Here is a 15,414-nt window from a genome sequence, read left to right as displayed (position 1 = left end):
AGTGCGTCAGCGCGAGACCTTGCCGGCCTTGATGCACGAGGTGCAGGCGTTCACGCGCTTCGGCGTCCCACCGACCACGGTACGTACGCGCTGGATGTTCGGGTTCCAGCGACGGGGCGTACGGCGGTGCGAGTGCGAGATGTTGTTGCCGAAGCCCGGGCCCTTGCCGCAGACGTCGCAGTTGGCAGCCACGGGTCACTCCAAAGACTTCAGATGCTCTTACGGTTGATCCCGGCATGCCGGGATCGAGATCACTGGAACCAGAGATCTTGGTGGCGCTGCCAGGGGAATGGCCCGATGTGGATCGGGCAACCGGAGCAGCATACAACGGCTGCGCCAGTAGAACGAAACTACCACGGCTGCTCTACGCTTCCTGCAGTCCAGCAGCTCAGGGAGGCGCAGGTGGCGCAGGTGCCGCAGACATTCTTCGATGCTCTCGCGGTGCGCACCTGGTGCGGTCTCGCGCTGACGGCACTGGGCCGCGCGCGCGAGGAGATCGACGCGATCAACGTCTTCCCGGTGGCCGACGGGGACACCGGCACGAACCTGTATCTGACCATGGAGTCCGCGGTCACGGCCGTGGAGGCGGTGTTCGCGGCCCACGAGATGGGTCCCGGGACACCGGAGAAGCCGACGCTCGCGGACGCCACGCACGCGATGGCGCACGGCGCGCTGATAGGCGCCCGGGGGAACTCCGGGACCATCCTCGCCCAGCTGCTGCGCGGCATGGCCCAGGTGCTCGCCGTCGACGGTGAGACGCCTCACACCGACGGCTCCGGTCTCCGCCTCGCCCTGCGCCGCGCCGCCGACTCCGCCCGCCAGGCCGTCGCGCACCCCGTGGAGGGCACGGTCCTGTCGGTCGCCTCCGCCGCCGCCGACGCGGCCGAGGAGGCGGAGGGCGACTGCGGGACGGTCGCGCGGGCCGCCTACGAAGGGGCGCGCACGGCACTCGCCGAGACCCCGGGACAGCTGGCCGTGCTCGACCGGGCCGGGGTGGTCGACGCCGGCGGACGGGGGCTGGTCGCGGTGCTGGCCGCGCTGGTGGAGACGTTCACGGGGGAGACGCCGGGGGCGGTCGTGGTCGTCGGGGGGCACGCGCGCGTGGAGGCCGATACGGCCGCCGCCGCCGACCCCGTAGCGATCGAGGAATGCGCCCCGTCTTCTCCTGACTCCTCTGAAGAGGGCGGTCCCGCCTACGAGGTGATCTACCTCCTGGAGGCCGAGGACGCGGCCGTGACCCGGCTGCGGGCCCGCCTGGACGCCCTCGGGGACTCGCTCGTGGTGGTCGGCGGCGACGGGCTGTGGAACGTCCATGTGCACGTGGACGACGCCGGCGCCGCCGTGGAAGCGGGCGTCGAGGCCGGGCGGCCGTACCGGATCCGGATCACGCACTTCGGGCTCGATGACGTCCATACGACGGGTGCCGAGCGGCCGCCCCGGGAGCCCGCCCAGCGGGCCGTGGTCGCGGTCGTGCCGGGCGAGGGACTGGCCGGGCTGTACACCGAGGCCGGCGCGACCATCGTGCTCGCGCGGCCCGGGGAGCCGCCCGCGAGCGGGGAGCTCGTCGAGGCCGTGCGGCGGGCGCACGCGCGCGAGGTGGTGCTGCTGCCCAACGACGCCGACCTGCGCCACACCGCCGCCGCGGCGGCCGAGCAGGCCCGCGCCGAGGGCATCCGGGTGGCCCTGATCCCGACCCGTTCCGCGGTCCAGGGCATCGCGGCCCTCGCCGTGCACGAACCGGAGCGGCGCTTCGACGAGGACGTCGTGTCGATGACGTCGGCGGCAGGCGCGACCAGGTACGCCGAGGTCGCGGTCGCCGAACGCCAGTCCTGGACCATGGCCGGCATCTGCCAGGCCGGCGACGTCCTCGGCCTCATCGACGGCGATGTGGCCGTCATCGGCTCGGACGTCACCTCCACCGCCGAGGCCGTCCTCGACCGCATGCTCTCGGCCGGCGGCGAACTCGTCACCCTCGTCCTCGGCGACGACGCCCCCGACTCCGTCACCGCCCGCCTCGAAGCACGCGTGCGGGAGGGGTACTTGGCCGTGGACACGGTGGTGTACCGGGGTGGGCGGCAGGGGGCGTTGTTGTTGATCGGGGTGGAGTAGGACACCGAGGGGGCGTGCGGGCGGGGGCAGGGGCGGTGGCGGGTGGAGCCGCCGGGCAGAACCGGTAGGCGGCCCGTCGCGTGGCCGGCCGGCGAGTGCTGCCGGCGCGGGCCCGTTGGGTCGTGGGGCAGCCGGTCACCTGATCCGGGACCGCGCGAACATCCTCATCCCGTGCTCGGCGACCATCCGCATCCCGTCCTCGGCGACGAGCGCACGCGGCCACTGACCGCGTCGAGAGGCTCCGCTGAGCGCGGCGGACGGCCGGAGGCCCGGTGTGTCGGCCCCTCGCGCGTGGCCGGATGGCGGGTGCAGCCGGGGCACGCTCGTTGCGTTGTGGGGCGGCTGCTGGCCTGTTCGCGGAGGATTCGGAGCATCCGCTTCCTCGCCCACGGTGATGAGAGCCCGCGGCCGTCGACTCGGCGTTGAGCCGTCTCGCCGGGCACGGGCGATGGCCGGGGCCCGGTGTGCCGGCCCCTCGCGTGGCACGGCCGCCCGGCGTCGGCGCTACGCGCGTCAGTCCGCCCCCTGTTCCTGGACCACCTCGAGCATCTGTTGGGCCTCCGCTCGGCGGGCCTGGGCCGTCGTGTCCTCCTTGGCGGCGCCGTCGTACGCCGAAAGGACCGAACGGGCGCGGGCCGCCGCGCGGGTCGGGCGGCTGAGGTCGGACTCCAGCCAGCCCGCGGCGAGTTCGGCGCCGGTGCGGCTGTCCAGGGCGCCCTCGCCGAGCGGTACGAAGACCGCGATCGCCTCGGTGACCTGGGCCAGGGCCGCTTCGAGCGTCGCCCGGATCGCCTCGTCGTCGGCGTCCTCGGCGGCGGAGCGGGCCAGCAGGTCGCCGAACTGGCGGTGGGTGTGGCCGAGTTCGGCGACGAGCCGCAGCCGTGCCGTGTCGTCGTCCACGCCGTCGCCCAGGGCGTTCTCGCAGGCGTGGACCGCGGCCGCCATGAACTCCCGTGCCGCATCTGTCCCGTCCTCGTCCTCCACCCGCAGCGCGAGCCACGCGCGGGCGCGCAGGGAGCGGACGAGGCCGTGGACGTTGTCGAGCGACTGCCACAGGTCGCCCGCGCGCGCGTAGGCCTGGTCCGCCTCCGCGAGCAGTCCCGCGTTGCCGAGGGACTCGGCGGCGAGGTGCGCCAGCGTCGCGTGGTCCTGCTGCTCGGGCCAGTGCCGGGCGATCTCGGCGGCCTGCAACCGGCGTTCGGCCGCCGCGCGGTGTTCGCCGAGCTCGCTCAGACAGTCGCCGAGCCACCACTGCGTCTGGACGATCGCGCCGTCGCCGTGCGTCTCCGCGTTCAGGTCGGGCAGCGCCGACTCCAGCACCTCCGCGGCCTCGGCCCACCGCTGCAGGCGCAGCAGGACCCCGCCGAGCTGGTGCCGTGCCAAGGCGCCCAGTGTGGGGCCCTCACCCGCCTCGTCGGCCCAGTGCGCCGCCTCCAGGGAGTGCTCCGCGGCCTCCTGGAGCAGTCCCCGGCCGCCGAGCACCTCGCCGAGCTGGAGATGCAGCTGGGCCCGCCCGACCGCCTCCAGGTGCGGTCCGCCGTGCTCCAGCGCGGCCCGCAGCGCCCGCTCCGCCTCCGGGACATCGCCCAGATGGTGCGCGAGGCCGGCCAACCGAGCCTCGTACTCCACCGCGAACCACGGCAGCCCCGCCGCCACGAACCTCTCCGAGGCCCGTCCGAACAACTCCGCGGACTTCTCCAACTCGCCGCTCTGCAGTGCCAGTTCCGCCAGCATGGCCTGTCCCTCGGCGGACCGGGACGCCAGTCGTACGTCCCCCTCGCCGCGCCCGTCGACCAGCGCGAGCAGCTCCCGCACGGCGGCGTCGGCGGCACCGAGGATCGTCTTGTCGACGCCTTCGCCCGACTCGCCCGCCTCGTGCGCCCGCCGCATCAGGATCCGGGCCCGGCCCATCAGCACCGACGCCGTCTGGCGGACGCCGGTCGCCTCGTCGGCGTAGAGCGCGAGGACCTCGTCGTAGAGGTCGGTGACCACCGCGACGGCCTCGTCGACACGGCCGGACAGGGCGCGGATGTAGGCCGCACGCGCGCGTGCCGCGAGGGCCTCGCCGGGGTCGCCCGCCTCGGCGTACAACTCGGCGGCCCGCTCGAAGAGTTCGGCGCCCTCGGGGCCCCGGTCCATCGCCTCGTGGTCGACGATCTCCGCGCGGTCGCGGGCGTCCAGCTCGACGCCCTCGGCGGCCCGCGCGACCGCCGCCCAGGCCGGGACGGCGTTCGGCCGGAGGGTGTCCGACAGCCGGCGTGCCTCGGCCAGGAGGGTGGGCAGGTCCGGTTCCGCGGCGTTCTCGGCGACCGGCGCCACGGCCGGCGACATGGGCGCGGAGACGGGGCCGACGGCGCGTACCCCGAGCGGCAGCCGGTCCACCAGCGGGCGTTGACCCATACGCGCGCGTGCCCGCTCACTGACGTACGACGTGCCGTTGCGCTCGTCGAACCGGGCCGCCAGGGCGAGGGCCTCCGCGCGCGCGTGCGGGGCGAGTTCGCTCGCGGTCCAGGTCCGGCCCGGCGGTCCTGGCACCTGGCGGTCACCGAGGCCGAGTTCCTCCAGCCGGTCCATGAGGAGCGCCACCACCGACAGGAAGTCCAGTCTGCTGCGCGGCTGTCCGGCGTCCGTGAAGTACGCGGGGCGCTCCGCGAGCAGCTCCAGTCCCCGCGCCTCGTTGCCCGTCAGCGCGCAGAACTCCACATGGTCCGCGTACGCGCCCCGCATGCTCTCCATGGACCGCACCAGCCGGAAGCCCCGCAGATGGTTCGCGCGCGCCTCGTCCGTGCGGCCAAGACGCAGCAGGGGCGTCAGGGAGGAGGCAAGCGCGGTGTGCGGCTCGTGCGCGCAGGTGAACTCGCCCTCCAGAACCGGCCGCAGCAGCTCCAGCGCCGCCTCGTCCCGGCCGCGCTCCGCCTGCCACCAGCCCTGCCCCTGCAACTCGCACGCGTGGCAGTCGGCCATGCTGTCCCGGTCGGCCGCCAGCCACGCGGCGAACGCCCGCTCCGCGCGCGGGATGTCACCGATGTGCGCGGCCACGCTGAACTCGGCGCTGCGCACCGCCCGTTCGGAGTGTCCGGCGAGCCGGTAGCGGTGCTCCATCTCGCCGAGCCACTTCTCGATCGAGGCGAGCGGGACGTGCGGCTGGTCGAGCATGCCGGACGACATCCACTTGAAGACCCAGTGCAGCGAGTGCGTCTCGTACTCGTCGAAGTCCTCGGGCCGCTCGTCCCACATGCGCAGCAGACGCGCGAAGGGGACGAACATCTTGTCCTTCTCGGAGCTGTAGTTGTAGACCTTCAGCTGATGCCCGAGTGCCTCGATCACGGCCAGTGGGATGCCCAACTTCTCGGCCTCGGCGAGCAGTTGCTCGGCGCGCGCGTTGCGGGCAGGGCCTTCCGGACGTTCGGAGTTCTCCGCCATCTCCTGGCGCAGCGAGTCGAAATCGGTGATCTCACTCATGAGTGACCGCCCCCCGCGGTGTCGGAGTCGGAGCCGGATCCGGGGTCGGCTTCGCCATGGGTGGCCCATTCCAGCAGGCCGATGAACGAACGGTTCAGCAGCGCCGTGTCCGCCGGCCGCAGCGGACGCTGGGCCATCAGGAGCGCCTGCCCGTACAGCGACTCCGTTGCCGTGCCGATGAGTTCGAGGTCGCGGAGCGAACTGATCCTGCGGATCAGCGGGTTGAGGTGGTTGAGCACCAGACGCGCGCGGGGCGTGCTGCCGCGCAGTGAGCCGAGGATGCCCGCCCACAGGTCGTCGGCGCCCTCCTCGGCCGCCGCGCGGGCCTGTTCGTGCCGGGCCTCCCGGTCGTCCAGGTGCAGCGCGGGCACGGACAGCGGGTGGAAGGCGCGCAGGACGACGTCACAGCCCAGGGGGTCGAGCCTGGCCCGCGCGGCTGCCAGAAAGCCCGACAGGGCCAGCTCCTCCGCCGGGTCGACCGTGTCCAGGTGCGCGGTCACCGTGTCCGCGTCCAGCTCGGCGACCACCGTCCCGGGCCGCACCGAAGGCAGCGCCTCCACCAGCTCGCTGTCGTAGGTGTAACCGCCGTTGACGACCCCGACGCCCTGCGCGGACGCGATCGGCGCGACCTGCCGGTACTCCTCCACCGTGCGCGTGAAGTGCACCACCGGGTGCCGCTGCGCGAACTCCTCCAGCGACAACCGCCCGTCGGTCGTCTCGAAGGGCAGCCACGGCAGCATCGTGCGCAGCATCTCCTTGTCGTGCCGGGCAAGCGACTTGACGCCCAGGTGGTGCACCGACAGGAACGCCGAGAGCCGCTCCGGATCGCCGGCCGCCAGACCCGTCAGCCACGACCGGATCCGCTCACCCAGCGCGTCCCGCACGGCCGCCAGCGTCTCGTCCTCGTACAGCGACTCGCGCGAGGCCGTGGGCCGCAGACTGTCGGTGTCCAGCACACAGCGCACGAAGAACGCCCAGTCCGGCAGCAGCTGTTCGGCCCGCTCGGTCAGCAACATGCCCTTCAGGTGCACCCGATGACCCGCCCGCTGCGCCGGACTGACCGCCGACGGCAGCACGTACGCCACCCCGCGGATGCCGGCCAGCGGCACGGACAGCTCGATCGAGTCGAGCGGCGTGAAGCCGAACAGGTCGTGACAGTGCCGGGCGAGCGCCACCCTGCGGTTGGCGGGGGAGGGGTACGAGCGGTCCCAGGGCGCCGGCAGATCGGTGACCGCCTCGTCGCCGACCCGGACGTCGTACGGCAGCAGCGCACCGAAGTCCCGCGCCAGCGTGAGCACGCGCGCGGGGGCGAGCCACTCGGCGGCACCCGCCCGAGCCACCAGGTGCACGGTGGTGCCCGGATCGGGCCGCGCCTCGTGCGGCAGCGTCCGCACGGTGTACGAACCGTCGTCGCTCGCCGTCCACTCCACGGGGGCCGCGTCCGGCGTCCGCGCGCTGCGACTGACCACCCGGATCCGCTCGGCGACGACGAAACAGGCCAGCAGGCCGATGCCGAACTGCCCGAGGAAGTCCGAGCGGGCCGCCTCCAGCCCCTCGGCGCGCTTGGAACTGCGCCCGATGGTCGCGAGCAGGTTGTGCACGTCCGCCTCGGTGAGCCCCACACCGGTGTCCTCGACCCGCAGGACACCCGCCTCGGCGAACAGCCGTACCCGCGCGGGGGCGTCGGGCTGCTCCGCGCGCCGGGCGGTGATGGCGTCCACCGCGTTCTGCAGCAGTTCGCGGAGGTAGACCTTGGGGCTGGAGTAGAGGTGGTGCGAGAGCAGGTCCACCAGGCCACGCAGATCGACCTGGAACGTGTGAGGTGGCTGGGACGGCTGGGATGACTGTGAGGTCTGGGAGTCCATCGTCGCAGCGCCGCTGGGGGGAACTTACGCACGGCGCGGGGTCGGGCGGTCCCTGGTTGGGGTGGTGACCGCGGGGGATGGCCGGAGCGCGCCATCCTAGAGCCGGAACGAGCCGTCTGACCAGGGGTTTCCCCAGACGTATACGGCAATGTCAGTGACGTGGTGTGCAATGGATCTCGTGCCCGCACTGAAAGAACCGCTGCACCAGCCACTGAAATCGGTGCTCGGCCCCGCCACCGCGAAGGTGATGGCCGAGCATCTCGGCCTGCACACCGTCGGCGACCTCCTGCACCACTACCCGCGCAGATACGAGGAGCGGGGCCAGCTCACGCACCTGGCCGAGCTTCCCATGGACGAGCACGTCACGGTGGTCGCCCAGGTCGCCGACGCCCGTCTGCACACCTTCGCCTCGTCCAAGGCACCGCGCGGCAAGGGCCAGCGCCTGGAAGTCACGATCACCGACGGCAGCGGCCGGATCCAACTGGTCTTCTTCGGCAACGGCGTGCACAAGCCCCACAAGGAACTCCTGCCGGGCACGCGCGCGATGTTCGCGGGCAAGGTCTCCGTCTTCAACCGCCGCCTCCAACTCGCCCATCCCGCCTACGAGTTGCTGCACGGGGAGGTAGAGGAACCGGTCGAGACCTGGGCCGGTGCCCTCATCCCGCTCTACCCCGCCACCGCCAAGATGGAGTCCTGGAAGATCGGCAAGGCGATCCAGACGGTGCTGCCCAGCGCCCAGGAGGCCATCGACCCCCTCCCGGACTCCCTGCGTGAGGGCCGCGGCCTGGTCTCCCTCCCCGAGGCCCTCCTCAAGATCCACCGCCCGCGCACCCAGGCCGACATCGCCGACGCCCGCGCCCGCCTCAAGTGGGACGAGGCCTTCGTCCTCCAGGTAGCCCTCGCCCGCCGCCGCCATGCCGACGCCCAACTCCCGGCGGTCCCACGGAAACCGTCCCCCGACGGCCTCCTCACGTCCTTCGACGACCGCCTCCCGTTCACCCTCACCGACGGCCAGCAGAAGGTCTCGAAGGAGATCTTCGACGACCTGGCGACGGACCACCCGATGCACCGGCTGCTGCAAGGAGAGGTCGGATCGGGCAAGACGATGGTGGCCCTGCGCGCCATGCTCGCCGTGGTCGACGCCGGTGGACAGGCCGCGATGCTCGCCCCCACCGAGGTGCTCGCGCAGCAGCATCACCGGTCCATCGTCGAGATGATGGGGGAGTTGGCCGAGGGCGGCATGCTGGGCGGCGCCGAGACGGCCACCAAGGTGGTGCTGCTCACCGGGTCCATGGGCATGGCCGGCCGCCGCCAAGCCCTGCTCGATCTCGTCACCGGCGAGGCAGGCATCGTGATCGGCACGCACGCGTTGATCGAGGACAAGGTCCAGTTCCACGACCTCGGCCTGGTCGTGGTGGACGAGCAGCACCGCTTCGGCGTCGAGCAGCGGGACGCCCTGCGCGGTAAGGGCAAACAGCCCCCGCACCTGCTGGTCATGACGGCCACCCCCATCCCGCGCACGGTCGCCATGACGGTCTTCGGCGACCTGGAGACCTCGGTCCTCGACCAACTCCCCGCCGGCCGCTCACCCATCGCCACCCACGTCGTCCCGGCCGCCGACAAGCCCCACTTCCTGGCCCGCGCGTGGGAGCGCGTGCGCGAGGAGGTGGAGAACGGCCATCAGGCGTACGTCGTCTGCCCCCGCATCGGCGACGACGCCGACGAACAGGGCGACCCGAAGAAGGCCGCCAAGAAGAAGTCCCCCGAGGACGAGGCCGAGAAGCGCCCGCCCCTGGCCGTCCTCGACGTGGCCGACCACCTCGCCAAGGGCCCCCTCCAGGGCCTCTCCGTCGAGGTCCTGCACGGCCGGATGCACCCCGATGACAAGGACGCGGTCATGCGCCGCTTCGCCGCCGGCGACACCGACGTCCTGGTCGCGACGACGGTCATCGAGGTCGGTGTGAACGTCCCGAACGCCACGGCGATGGTGATCATGGACGCCGACCGCTTCGGCGTCTCCCAGCTCCACCAGCTCCGCGGCCGCGTGGGCCGAGGCTCCGCCCCAGGCCTCTGCCTCCTGGTCACCGAGATGCCCGAGGCCAGCCCCGCCCGCCAGCGCCTGACCGCGGTCGCCTCCACCACCGACGGCTTCGAACTCTCCCGCATCGACCTGGAACAACGCCGAGAGGGCGACGTCCTCGGCCAGGCCCAGTCCGGCGCCCGCTCCAGCCTCCGCGTCCTCGCGGTCATCGAGGACGAGGAGGTCATCGCGGAGGCGAGGGCGGAAGCGACGGCGGTGGTGGCGACGGATCCCGAGCTGACCAACTTCCCAGGCCTACGCACGGCCCTGGACGCCCTTTTGGACGAGGAAAGGGAGCAGTACTTGGAAAAGGGCTGAGGAGGGATGCCGGTAAGGGGCGCGGGGAACTGCGCGAGCAACCACGACGGACCTGCTGCCAAACTGAATCCGTAGCCACCCCCGACCAAGGACCGAAGATGACCCGCGTGATCGCAGGCGAAGCCGGCGGACGCCGCCTGGCCGTCCCGCCAGGGACCGGCACCCGCCCCACCTCCGACCGCGCCAAGGAAGGCCTCTTCTCCAGCTGGCAGTCCCTCCTCGGCACCCCCCTGGAAGGGACCCGCGTCCTCGACCTGTACGCCGGGTCGGGAGCCATCGGCCTGGAGGCCCTCTCACGGGGCGCGAGCCACACCCTGCTGGTCGAGGCGGACGCCAGAGCCGCCCGCACCATCAAGGAGAACGTCAAGAACCTCGGCCTCCCCGGCGCAGAGGTCCGCGCGGGCAAGGCGGAACAGATCATCCAGTCACCGGCGCCGGCAGACCCGTACGACCTGGTCTTCCTGGACCCCCCGTACCGTGTCACGGATCACGATCTTCGGGAGATTCTCCTCACACTCCGCACCGGGGGCTGGCTCGCGCCGGACGCACTGGTCACCGTTGAGCGCAGTACCCGAGGCGGCGAATTCCGGTGGCCGGACGGGTTCGAAGCGATCAGGGCCCGTCGCTACGGCGAAGGGACGTTTTGGTACGGTCGCGCCGCCTCTACGTGCGAAGACGCACGATGACCGGACCGGAGAGCGAGGGACCACAAGTGCGCCGTGCCGTCTGTCCCGGGTCGTTCGACCCGATCACCAATGGACACCTCGACATCATCTCCCGCGCCTCCCGCCTCTACGACGAGGTCTACGTCGCGGTGATGATCAACAAGTCCAAGAAGGGCCTGTTCGAGATCGAGGAGCGGATCGACCTGATCCGCGAGGTCACCGCCGACTACGGCAACGTACGCGTCGAGGCCTTCCACGGCCTCCTCGTCGACTTCTGCAAGCAGCGCGACATCCCGGCGATCGTCAAGGGCCTGCGTGCCGTCAGCGACTTCGACTACGAGTTGCAGATGGCACAGATGAACAACGGCCTGTCCGGCGTGGAGACCCTCTTCGTGCCGACCAACCCCACCTACAGCTTCCTCTCCTCCTCACTGGTCAAGGAGGTGGCGACCTGGGGCGGCGATGTCTCGCACCTGGTGCCGCCGTTGGTCCTGGAGGCTCTGGACAAGCGTCTGCGCAAGGGCTGATGGGGCTACAGTCTTCCCGTCCGTCTCCAACACGGCTGTAGAGAGTGGCGAGTACCGGTGGACGTACAGGTGGACGTGCAGAAGAAGCTCGACGAGATCGTGGCCTCGGTCTCGGGCGCCCGGTCCATGCCCATGTCGGCGTCGTGCGTGGTCAACCGCGCCGAACTGCTCGCGCAGCTCGAAGAGCTGCGTCAGGCGCTGCCCGGCTCGCTCGCCCAGGCCCAGGAACTGATCGGCGACCGCGACCACATGGTCGAGTCGGCCCGCCAGGAGGCGGAGCAGATCATCCAGCACGCGCACGCCGAGCGCGGCTCCCTGATCTCCGACACCGAGATCGCCCGCCGCTCCCAGGCGGAGGCCGACCGGATCCTCGCGGAGGCCCGCAAGGAGGCCGAGGACGTGCGCGCGGAGGCCGACGACTACGTCGACTCCAAACTCGCCAACTTCGAGGTCGTCCTCACCAAGACCCTCGGCTCGGTCGGCCGCGGCCGCGAGAAGCTGCTCGGCACCGGCCCCGGCCTGGACGAGCAGGGCTACGAGGACGAGGACGCCCCCGAGCGCAGCCACGACCCGGAGACCCTGCGCAAGGACGCAGACTCCTACGTCGACGTCAAGCTGGGCGCCTTCGAGGCGGTGCTCGCCAAGACCCTGGAGGCGGTCGGCCGCGGCCGGCAGAAGCTGCACGGCCGGATCGCCACCGACGACCTCGGCGCCCTGGCCGACGACCAGACGACCTTCCAGCACTCCAGCGACGCCGACTACCTGGCCGACCTCACCGCCCTCACCGAGCAGGAGAACGCCGCCGCGGCGCCCCAGCAGGCCGCCCCGCAGCAGGGCTACGCGGAGCCGGCGTACGGCTACCAGCAGCAGGCCGACCCCTACGCCGGCCAGTACCAGCAGCAGGGCTACGGCCAGCAGGACGCCTACGGCTACCAGCAGCAGGCCGACCCCTACGCCTACCAGGGCCAGGGCTACGACGCCCAGCAGCAGGCGTACGACCCGAACCAGGCCCAGCAGGCGCAGCAGGCCCAGCAGTCGTATGCCCTGGACGAGACCAGCCTCTTCGACACCGGCATGATCACTCCGGAGCAGCTGCGGGCCTACGAACAGGGTCGCGGCCAGTAACGGACATCCGGATTGGGCCGAGAGCGAAAGGTCCAGTATCCTGGCTCTTCGGTCGCGTGTACGTCCGCGATCAGCGCTGCCCGGAGTCACCGATGGGCGGCGTCCCTCTGAGCTCTGAAGATCGAAAGCAGGAATGGCCTCCAACGCACGCCTAGACCACCGCAACCCGCTCGTGTTCGACACTCACGAGCTCGGGCGGCGGCCCGGCGCGCTGCAGCGGCTGTCCCGCACGATCGACGCCCCGAAGGACCTCGGTCTGCAGGGGGTCATCGGAGTGCCGGAAGGCGCCCCGGTGGAGCTCGACCTCCGCCTTGAGTCGGTCATGGAAGGGGTGCTTGTCACAGGCACCGCCCGTGCACAGGCCGAGGGGGAGTGCGTAAGGTGTCTGGAGCCGCTCGAGCTGGCGCTCGTGGCGGAATTCCAGGAGATGTTCTCCTACCCCGACGCCGATGACCGGGGCCGCCCCAAGGCGGAGCCGGTCGACGACGCCGAGGAAGACGAGGACAGACTCTTCATCGAGGACGGTTTGTTCGACCTCGAACCCGTGCTGCGGGATGCGGTGGTGCTCGCACTGCCCATGCAGCCGGTGTGCCAGGACGACTGTCTGGGCCTGTGCTCCGAGTGCGGAGAACGGCTCACGGACGACCCGGACCACCACCACGACGCCGTCGACATCCGTTGGGCGGCACTGCAGGGACTCGCCGGTTCACTCGAAGACGGCGAGAAGGACAAGATGAGCGGCGACGAGCCTCGTTCAGCCCGTGCCGCCGAGAAGCAGGAGAAGTAGCCGTGGCTGTTCCGAAGCGGAAGATGTCGCGCAGCAACACGCGCCACCGCCGGTCGCAGTGGAAGGCTGCGGTCCCCAACCTGGTTGCGTGCGAGCGCTGCCACGAGCCCAAGCTGCAGCACATCGCGTGCCCGTCTTGCGGCACTTACAACAAGCGCCAGGTCCTCGAGGTCTGAGCGGCTGGTGAGAGGCACCGTGTCCACTGCCAAGAAGGCGGATGACGCCAAGGCGGACCCAACCGCCAGGAAAAAGTCGGACAGCACGGCCTCGTCCCACACGCTTCTGGAAGGGCGGCTCGGCTACCAGCTCGAGTCCGCCCTTCTGGTGCGTGCGCTGACCCACCGTTCCTACGCGTACGAGAACGGCGGTCTGCCGACCAACGAACGGCTGGAGTTCCTCGGGGACTCCGTGCTCGGCCTCGTGGTCACGGACACGCTGTACACGACCCACCCCGACCTGCCCGAAGGCCAACTGGCCAAGTTGCGGGCCGCGGTGGTCAATTCTCGTGCGCTGGCGGAGGTCAGTCGCGGTCTCGACCTGGGTTCCTTCATCCGGCTCGGCCGGGGTGAAGAGGGCACGGGCGGCCGGGACAAGGCGTCCATCCTCGCCGACACCCTTGAAGCGGTGATCGGCGCGGTCTATCTCGACCGGGGCCTCGACGCGGCTTCCGAACTGGTGCATCGCCTGTTCGACCCGCTCATCGAGAAGTCCTCGAACCTCGGAGCCGGCCTGGACTGGAAGACCAGTCTCCAGGAGCTCACCGCGACCGAAAGTCTCGGCGTGCCCGAGTACCTGGTCACGGAGACCGGCCCCGATCACGAGAAGACCTTCACTGCTGCCGCCCGCGTCGGAGGCGTCTCGTACGGCACCGGCACCGGCCGCAGCAAGAAGGAGGCGGAGCAGCAGGCCGCCGAGTCCGCATGGCGGTCCATCCGGGCCGACGCGGACCAGCGAGCCAAGCTGGCGGTCGAGAAGGCCGCCGAGGAAGCTGCCGAGCTGGCGGCCGCACAGGTCGCCGAGCAGGAGGCCGAGAAGACCGCCGAACCGGCAGTCGTCGAAGCCGCCGAGGAGGACGGGGAAGGCCCGTCGTCCGTCTCCGCCTGACGAACAGCGCCATCCCGAGCGCCCGTCCCCTCCGTGGGCCGGGCGCTCGGTTCATCCACAGCGGTTTTCCGGTACGGGAGTCCCGATGCCCGAGTTGCCCGAGGTCGAGGTCGTCCGGCGCGGCCTGGAGCGATGGGTCGCCCATCGTGTCGTCGCCGACGCCGAGGTGCTGCACCCGCGTGCCGTACGCCGGCACATCGCCGGCGCCGACGACTTCACGCACCGCCTCAAGGGGCACCGCGTCGGCGTCCCCAGCCGCCGCGGCAAGTACCTGTGGCTGCCCCTGGAGGACACCCACCAGTCGGTCCTGGCGCACCTCGGCATGAGCGGCCAGCTGCTGGTCCAGCCGAACACCGCACCCGACGAGAAGCACCTCAGGATCCGCGTCCGATTCGCCGACGACCTGCTGACGGAACTCCGCTTCGTCGACCAACGCACCTTCGGCGGGCTGTCGTTGCACGACAACACCCCCGACGGACTGCCCGACGTCATCGCGCACATCGCCCGTGACCCCCTCGACCCGCTGTTCGACGACGAGGCGTTCCACCAGGCGCTGCGCCGCAAGCGCACGACCATCAAACGGGCCCTGCTGGACCAGTCGTTGATCAGTGGAGTCGGCAACATCTATGCGGACGAGGCCCTTTGGCGCGCCCGCGTCCACTACGAGCGCCTCACGGCCGGTTTCACGCGCCCGCGCACGGCCGAACTCCTGCGCCACGTAAGGGATGTGATGAACGCGGCGCTCTCCGTCGGCGGCACCAGCTTCGACAGCCTCTACGTCAACGTCAATGGCGAGTCCGGGTACTTCGACCGGTCGCTGGACGCGTACGGGCGTGAGGGTCTGCCGTGCCGGAGGTGCGGTACACCGATGCGCCGGAGCCCGTGGATGAACCGGTCCAGCTACTTCTGCCCGACGTGTCAGCGGGCGCCGCGCGTCCCGTCGTAGCGCTCGCGGGCCGCGAGGACGTCGTCCATGCGGCCCTCGACGAAGTGGATGAGGCCGAGGAGGCGTTCGGCGATCTCGCGGCCGAGGGGGGTCAGCTCGTAGTCCACGCGGGGCGGGTTCGTCGGCTGGGCCTCGCGGTGCACCAGGCCGTCGCGCTCCAGCGCGTGCAGGGTCTGGGAGAGCATCTTCTCGCTCACGCCGTCGACGCGCCGGCGCAGCTCGTTGAAGCGCAACGAACCCTCGTACAGGGCCCCCAGGGTCAGTCCGCCCCAGCGCCCGGTCACGTGCTCCAGCGTCACGCGCGAGGGGCACGCCTTCGCGAACACGCTGTACGGGAGGTCCCGTACGTCCGCGGGCTCCTGCGTGATGTCCATACCACGAGCGTACTCGAAGGCAGCGCTAACCATAAGTTAGCGCTGCCTTCAA

13 protein-coding genes are annotated in these 15,414 nt (G+C 71.3%); 9 read left to right on the top strand and 4 right to left on the bottom strand.

Annotated elements, in window-relative coordinates:
- Positions 1-6: 6 nt before the first annotated feature.
- Positions 7-192: a 50S ribosomal protein L28 gene (gene rpmB, locus ACIQI8_RS18020; RefSeq protein WP_004924906.1), complete on the bottom strand. Its 186-nt coding sequence runs from the start codon at positions 190-192 to the stop codon at positions 7-9.
- Between the two features lie 210 nt (positions 193-402).
- On the opposite strand from rpmB, the gene ACIQI8_RS18015 reads away from it, so the two are divergent.
- Positions 403-2,109, top strand: coding sequence for a DAK2 domain-containing protein (locus ACIQI8_RS18015; RefSeq protein WP_402351060.1), 1,707 nt, complete (start codon positions 403-405; stop codon positions 2,107-2,109).
- Between the two features lie 513 nt (positions 2,110-2,622).
- On the opposite strand, the gene ACIQI8_RS18010 is transcribed toward ACIQI8_RS18015, so the two are convergent.
- Complete coding sequence (locus ACIQI8_RS18010; protein ID WP_402351057.1) at positions 2,623-5,571, bottom strand: tetratricopeptide repeat protein; 2,949 nt, start codon at positions 5,569-5,571, stop codon at positions 2,623-2,625.
- A complete protein-coding gene (locus ACIQI8_RS18005; RefSeq protein WP_402351054.1) occupies positions 5,568-7,436 on the bottom strand; it encodes an HSP90 family protein in 1,869 nt (622 codons plus the stop codon). The genes ACIQI8_RS18010 and ACIQI8_RS18005 overlap by 4 nt, the downstream gene beginning before the upstream one ends.
- Positions 7,437-7,605: 169 nt before the next feature.
- On the opposite strand from ACIQI8_RS18005, the gene recG reads away from it, so the two are divergent.
- The 8 genes from recG (at position 7,606) to mutM (ending at position 14,988) form a co-directional block, all read left to right on the top strand.
- Complete coding sequence (gene recG / locus ACIQI8_RS18000) at positions 7,606-9,834, top strand: ATP-dependent DNA helicase RecG (protein WP_402351051.1); 2,229 nt, start codon at positions 7,606-7,608, stop codon at positions 9,832-9,834.
- Between the two features lie 98 nt (positions 9,835-9,932).
- A complete protein-coding gene (gene rsmD, locus ACIQI8_RS17995; RefSeq protein ID WP_402351048.1) occupies positions 9,933-10,520 on the top strand; it encodes a 16S rRNA (guanine(966)-N(2))-methyltransferase RsmD in 588 nt (195 codons plus the stop codon).
- A 26-nt stretch (positions 10,521-10,546) separates the two neighbouring features.
- Positions 10,547-11,026 carry a pantetheine-phosphate adenylyltransferase gene (gene coaD / locus ACIQI8_RS17990; protein WP_280880318.1) on the top strand — a complete coding sequence of 160 codons (480 nt, stop codon included), beginning with the start codon at positions 10,547-10,549 and terminating at the stop codon, positions 11,024-11,026.
- Positions 11,027-11,095: 69 nt separating this feature from the next.
- On the top strand, positions 11,096-12,151 hold the full coding sequence (locus ACIQI8_RS17985) for an ATP synthase F0 subunit B (RefSeq protein ID WP_402353972.1): 1,056 nt from the start codon (positions 11,096-11,098) through the stop codon (positions 12,149-12,151).
- A 133-nt stretch (positions 12,152-12,284) separates the two neighbouring features.
- Complete coding sequence (locus ACIQI8_RS17980) at positions 12,285-12,938, top strand: YceD family protein (protein WP_123997491.1); 654 nt, start codon at positions 12,285-12,287, stop codon at positions 12,936-12,938.
- A gap of 2 nt (positions 12,939-12,940) precedes the next feature.
- A complete protein-coding gene (rpmF, locus tag ACIQI8_RS17975) occupies positions 12,941-13,114 on the top strand; it encodes a 50S ribosomal protein L32 (RefSeq protein WP_073491177.1) in 174 nt (57 codons plus the stop codon).
- 7 nt (positions 13,115-13,121) lie between these two features.
- Complete coding sequence (gene rnc / locus ACIQI8_RS17970) at positions 13,122-14,042, top strand: ribonuclease III (RefSeq protein ID WP_402351043.1); 921 nt, start codon at positions 13,122-13,124, stop codon at positions 14,040-14,042.
- An 85-nt stretch (positions 14,043-14,127) separates the two neighbouring features.
- The gene (gene mutM, locus ACIQI8_RS17965; RefSeq protein WP_402351040.1) at positions 14,128-14,988 is read left to right on the top strand and encodes a bifunctional DNA-formamidopyrimidine glycosylase/DNA-(apurinic or apyrimidinic site) lyase; all 861 of its coding nucleotides are present in this window, start codon (positions 14,128-14,130) and stop codon (positions 14,986-14,988) included.
- On the opposite strand, the gene ACIQI8_RS17960 is transcribed toward mutM, so the two are convergent.
- Complete coding sequence (locus ACIQI8_RS17960; RefSeq protein WP_402351037.1) at positions 14,961-15,362, bottom strand: winged helix-turn-helix transcriptional regulator; 402 nt, start codon at positions 15,360-15,362, stop codon at positions 14,961-14,963. The genes mutM and ACIQI8_RS17960 overlap by 28 nt on opposite strands.
- Between the last annotated feature and the right edge of the window lie 52 nt (positions 15,363-15,414).

Origin of the sequence: Streptomyces sp. NPDC092369 (assembly GCF_044755245.1) — a bacterium.
Classification (GTDB): domain Bacteria; phylum Actinomycetota; class Actinomycetes; order Streptomycetales; family Streptomycetaceae; genus Streptomyces.
This window is presented reverse-complemented; position numbering and strand designations above follow the sequence as displayed.

What these genes read in the sequence shown, in the direction of transcription:
- mutM (WP_402351040.1), top strand. Translation starts at nt 14,128, where the DNA reads ATGCCCGAGTTGCCCGAGGTCGAGGTCGTCCGGCGCGGCCTGGAGCGA.
- ACIQI8_RS17980 (WP_123997491.1), top strand. Translation starts at nt 12,285, where the DNA reads ATGGCCTCCAACGCACGCCTAGACCACCGCAACCCGCTCGTGTTCGAC.
- recG (WP_402351051.1), top strand. Translation starts at nt 7,606, where the DNA reads ATGGATCTCGTGCCCGCACTGAAAGAACCGCTGCACCAGCCACTGAAA.
- ACIQI8_RS18005 (WP_402351054.1), bottom strand. Translation starts at nt 7,436, where the DNA reads ATGGACTCCCAGACCTCACAGTCATCCCAGCCGTCCCAGCCACCTCAC.
- ACIQI8_RS18010 (WP_402351057.1), bottom strand. Translation starts at nt 5,571, where the DNA reads ATGAGTGAGATCACCGATTTCGACTCGCTGCGCCAGGAGATGGCGGAG.
- rsmD (WP_402351048.1), top strand. Translation starts at nt 9,933, where the DNA reads ATGACCCGCGTGATCGCAGGCGAAGCCGGCGGACGCCGCCTGGCCGTC.
- ACIQI8_RS17960 (WP_402351037.1), bottom strand. Translation starts at nt 15,362, where the DNA reads ATGGACATCACGCAGGAGCCCGCGGACGTACGGGACCTCCCGTACAGC.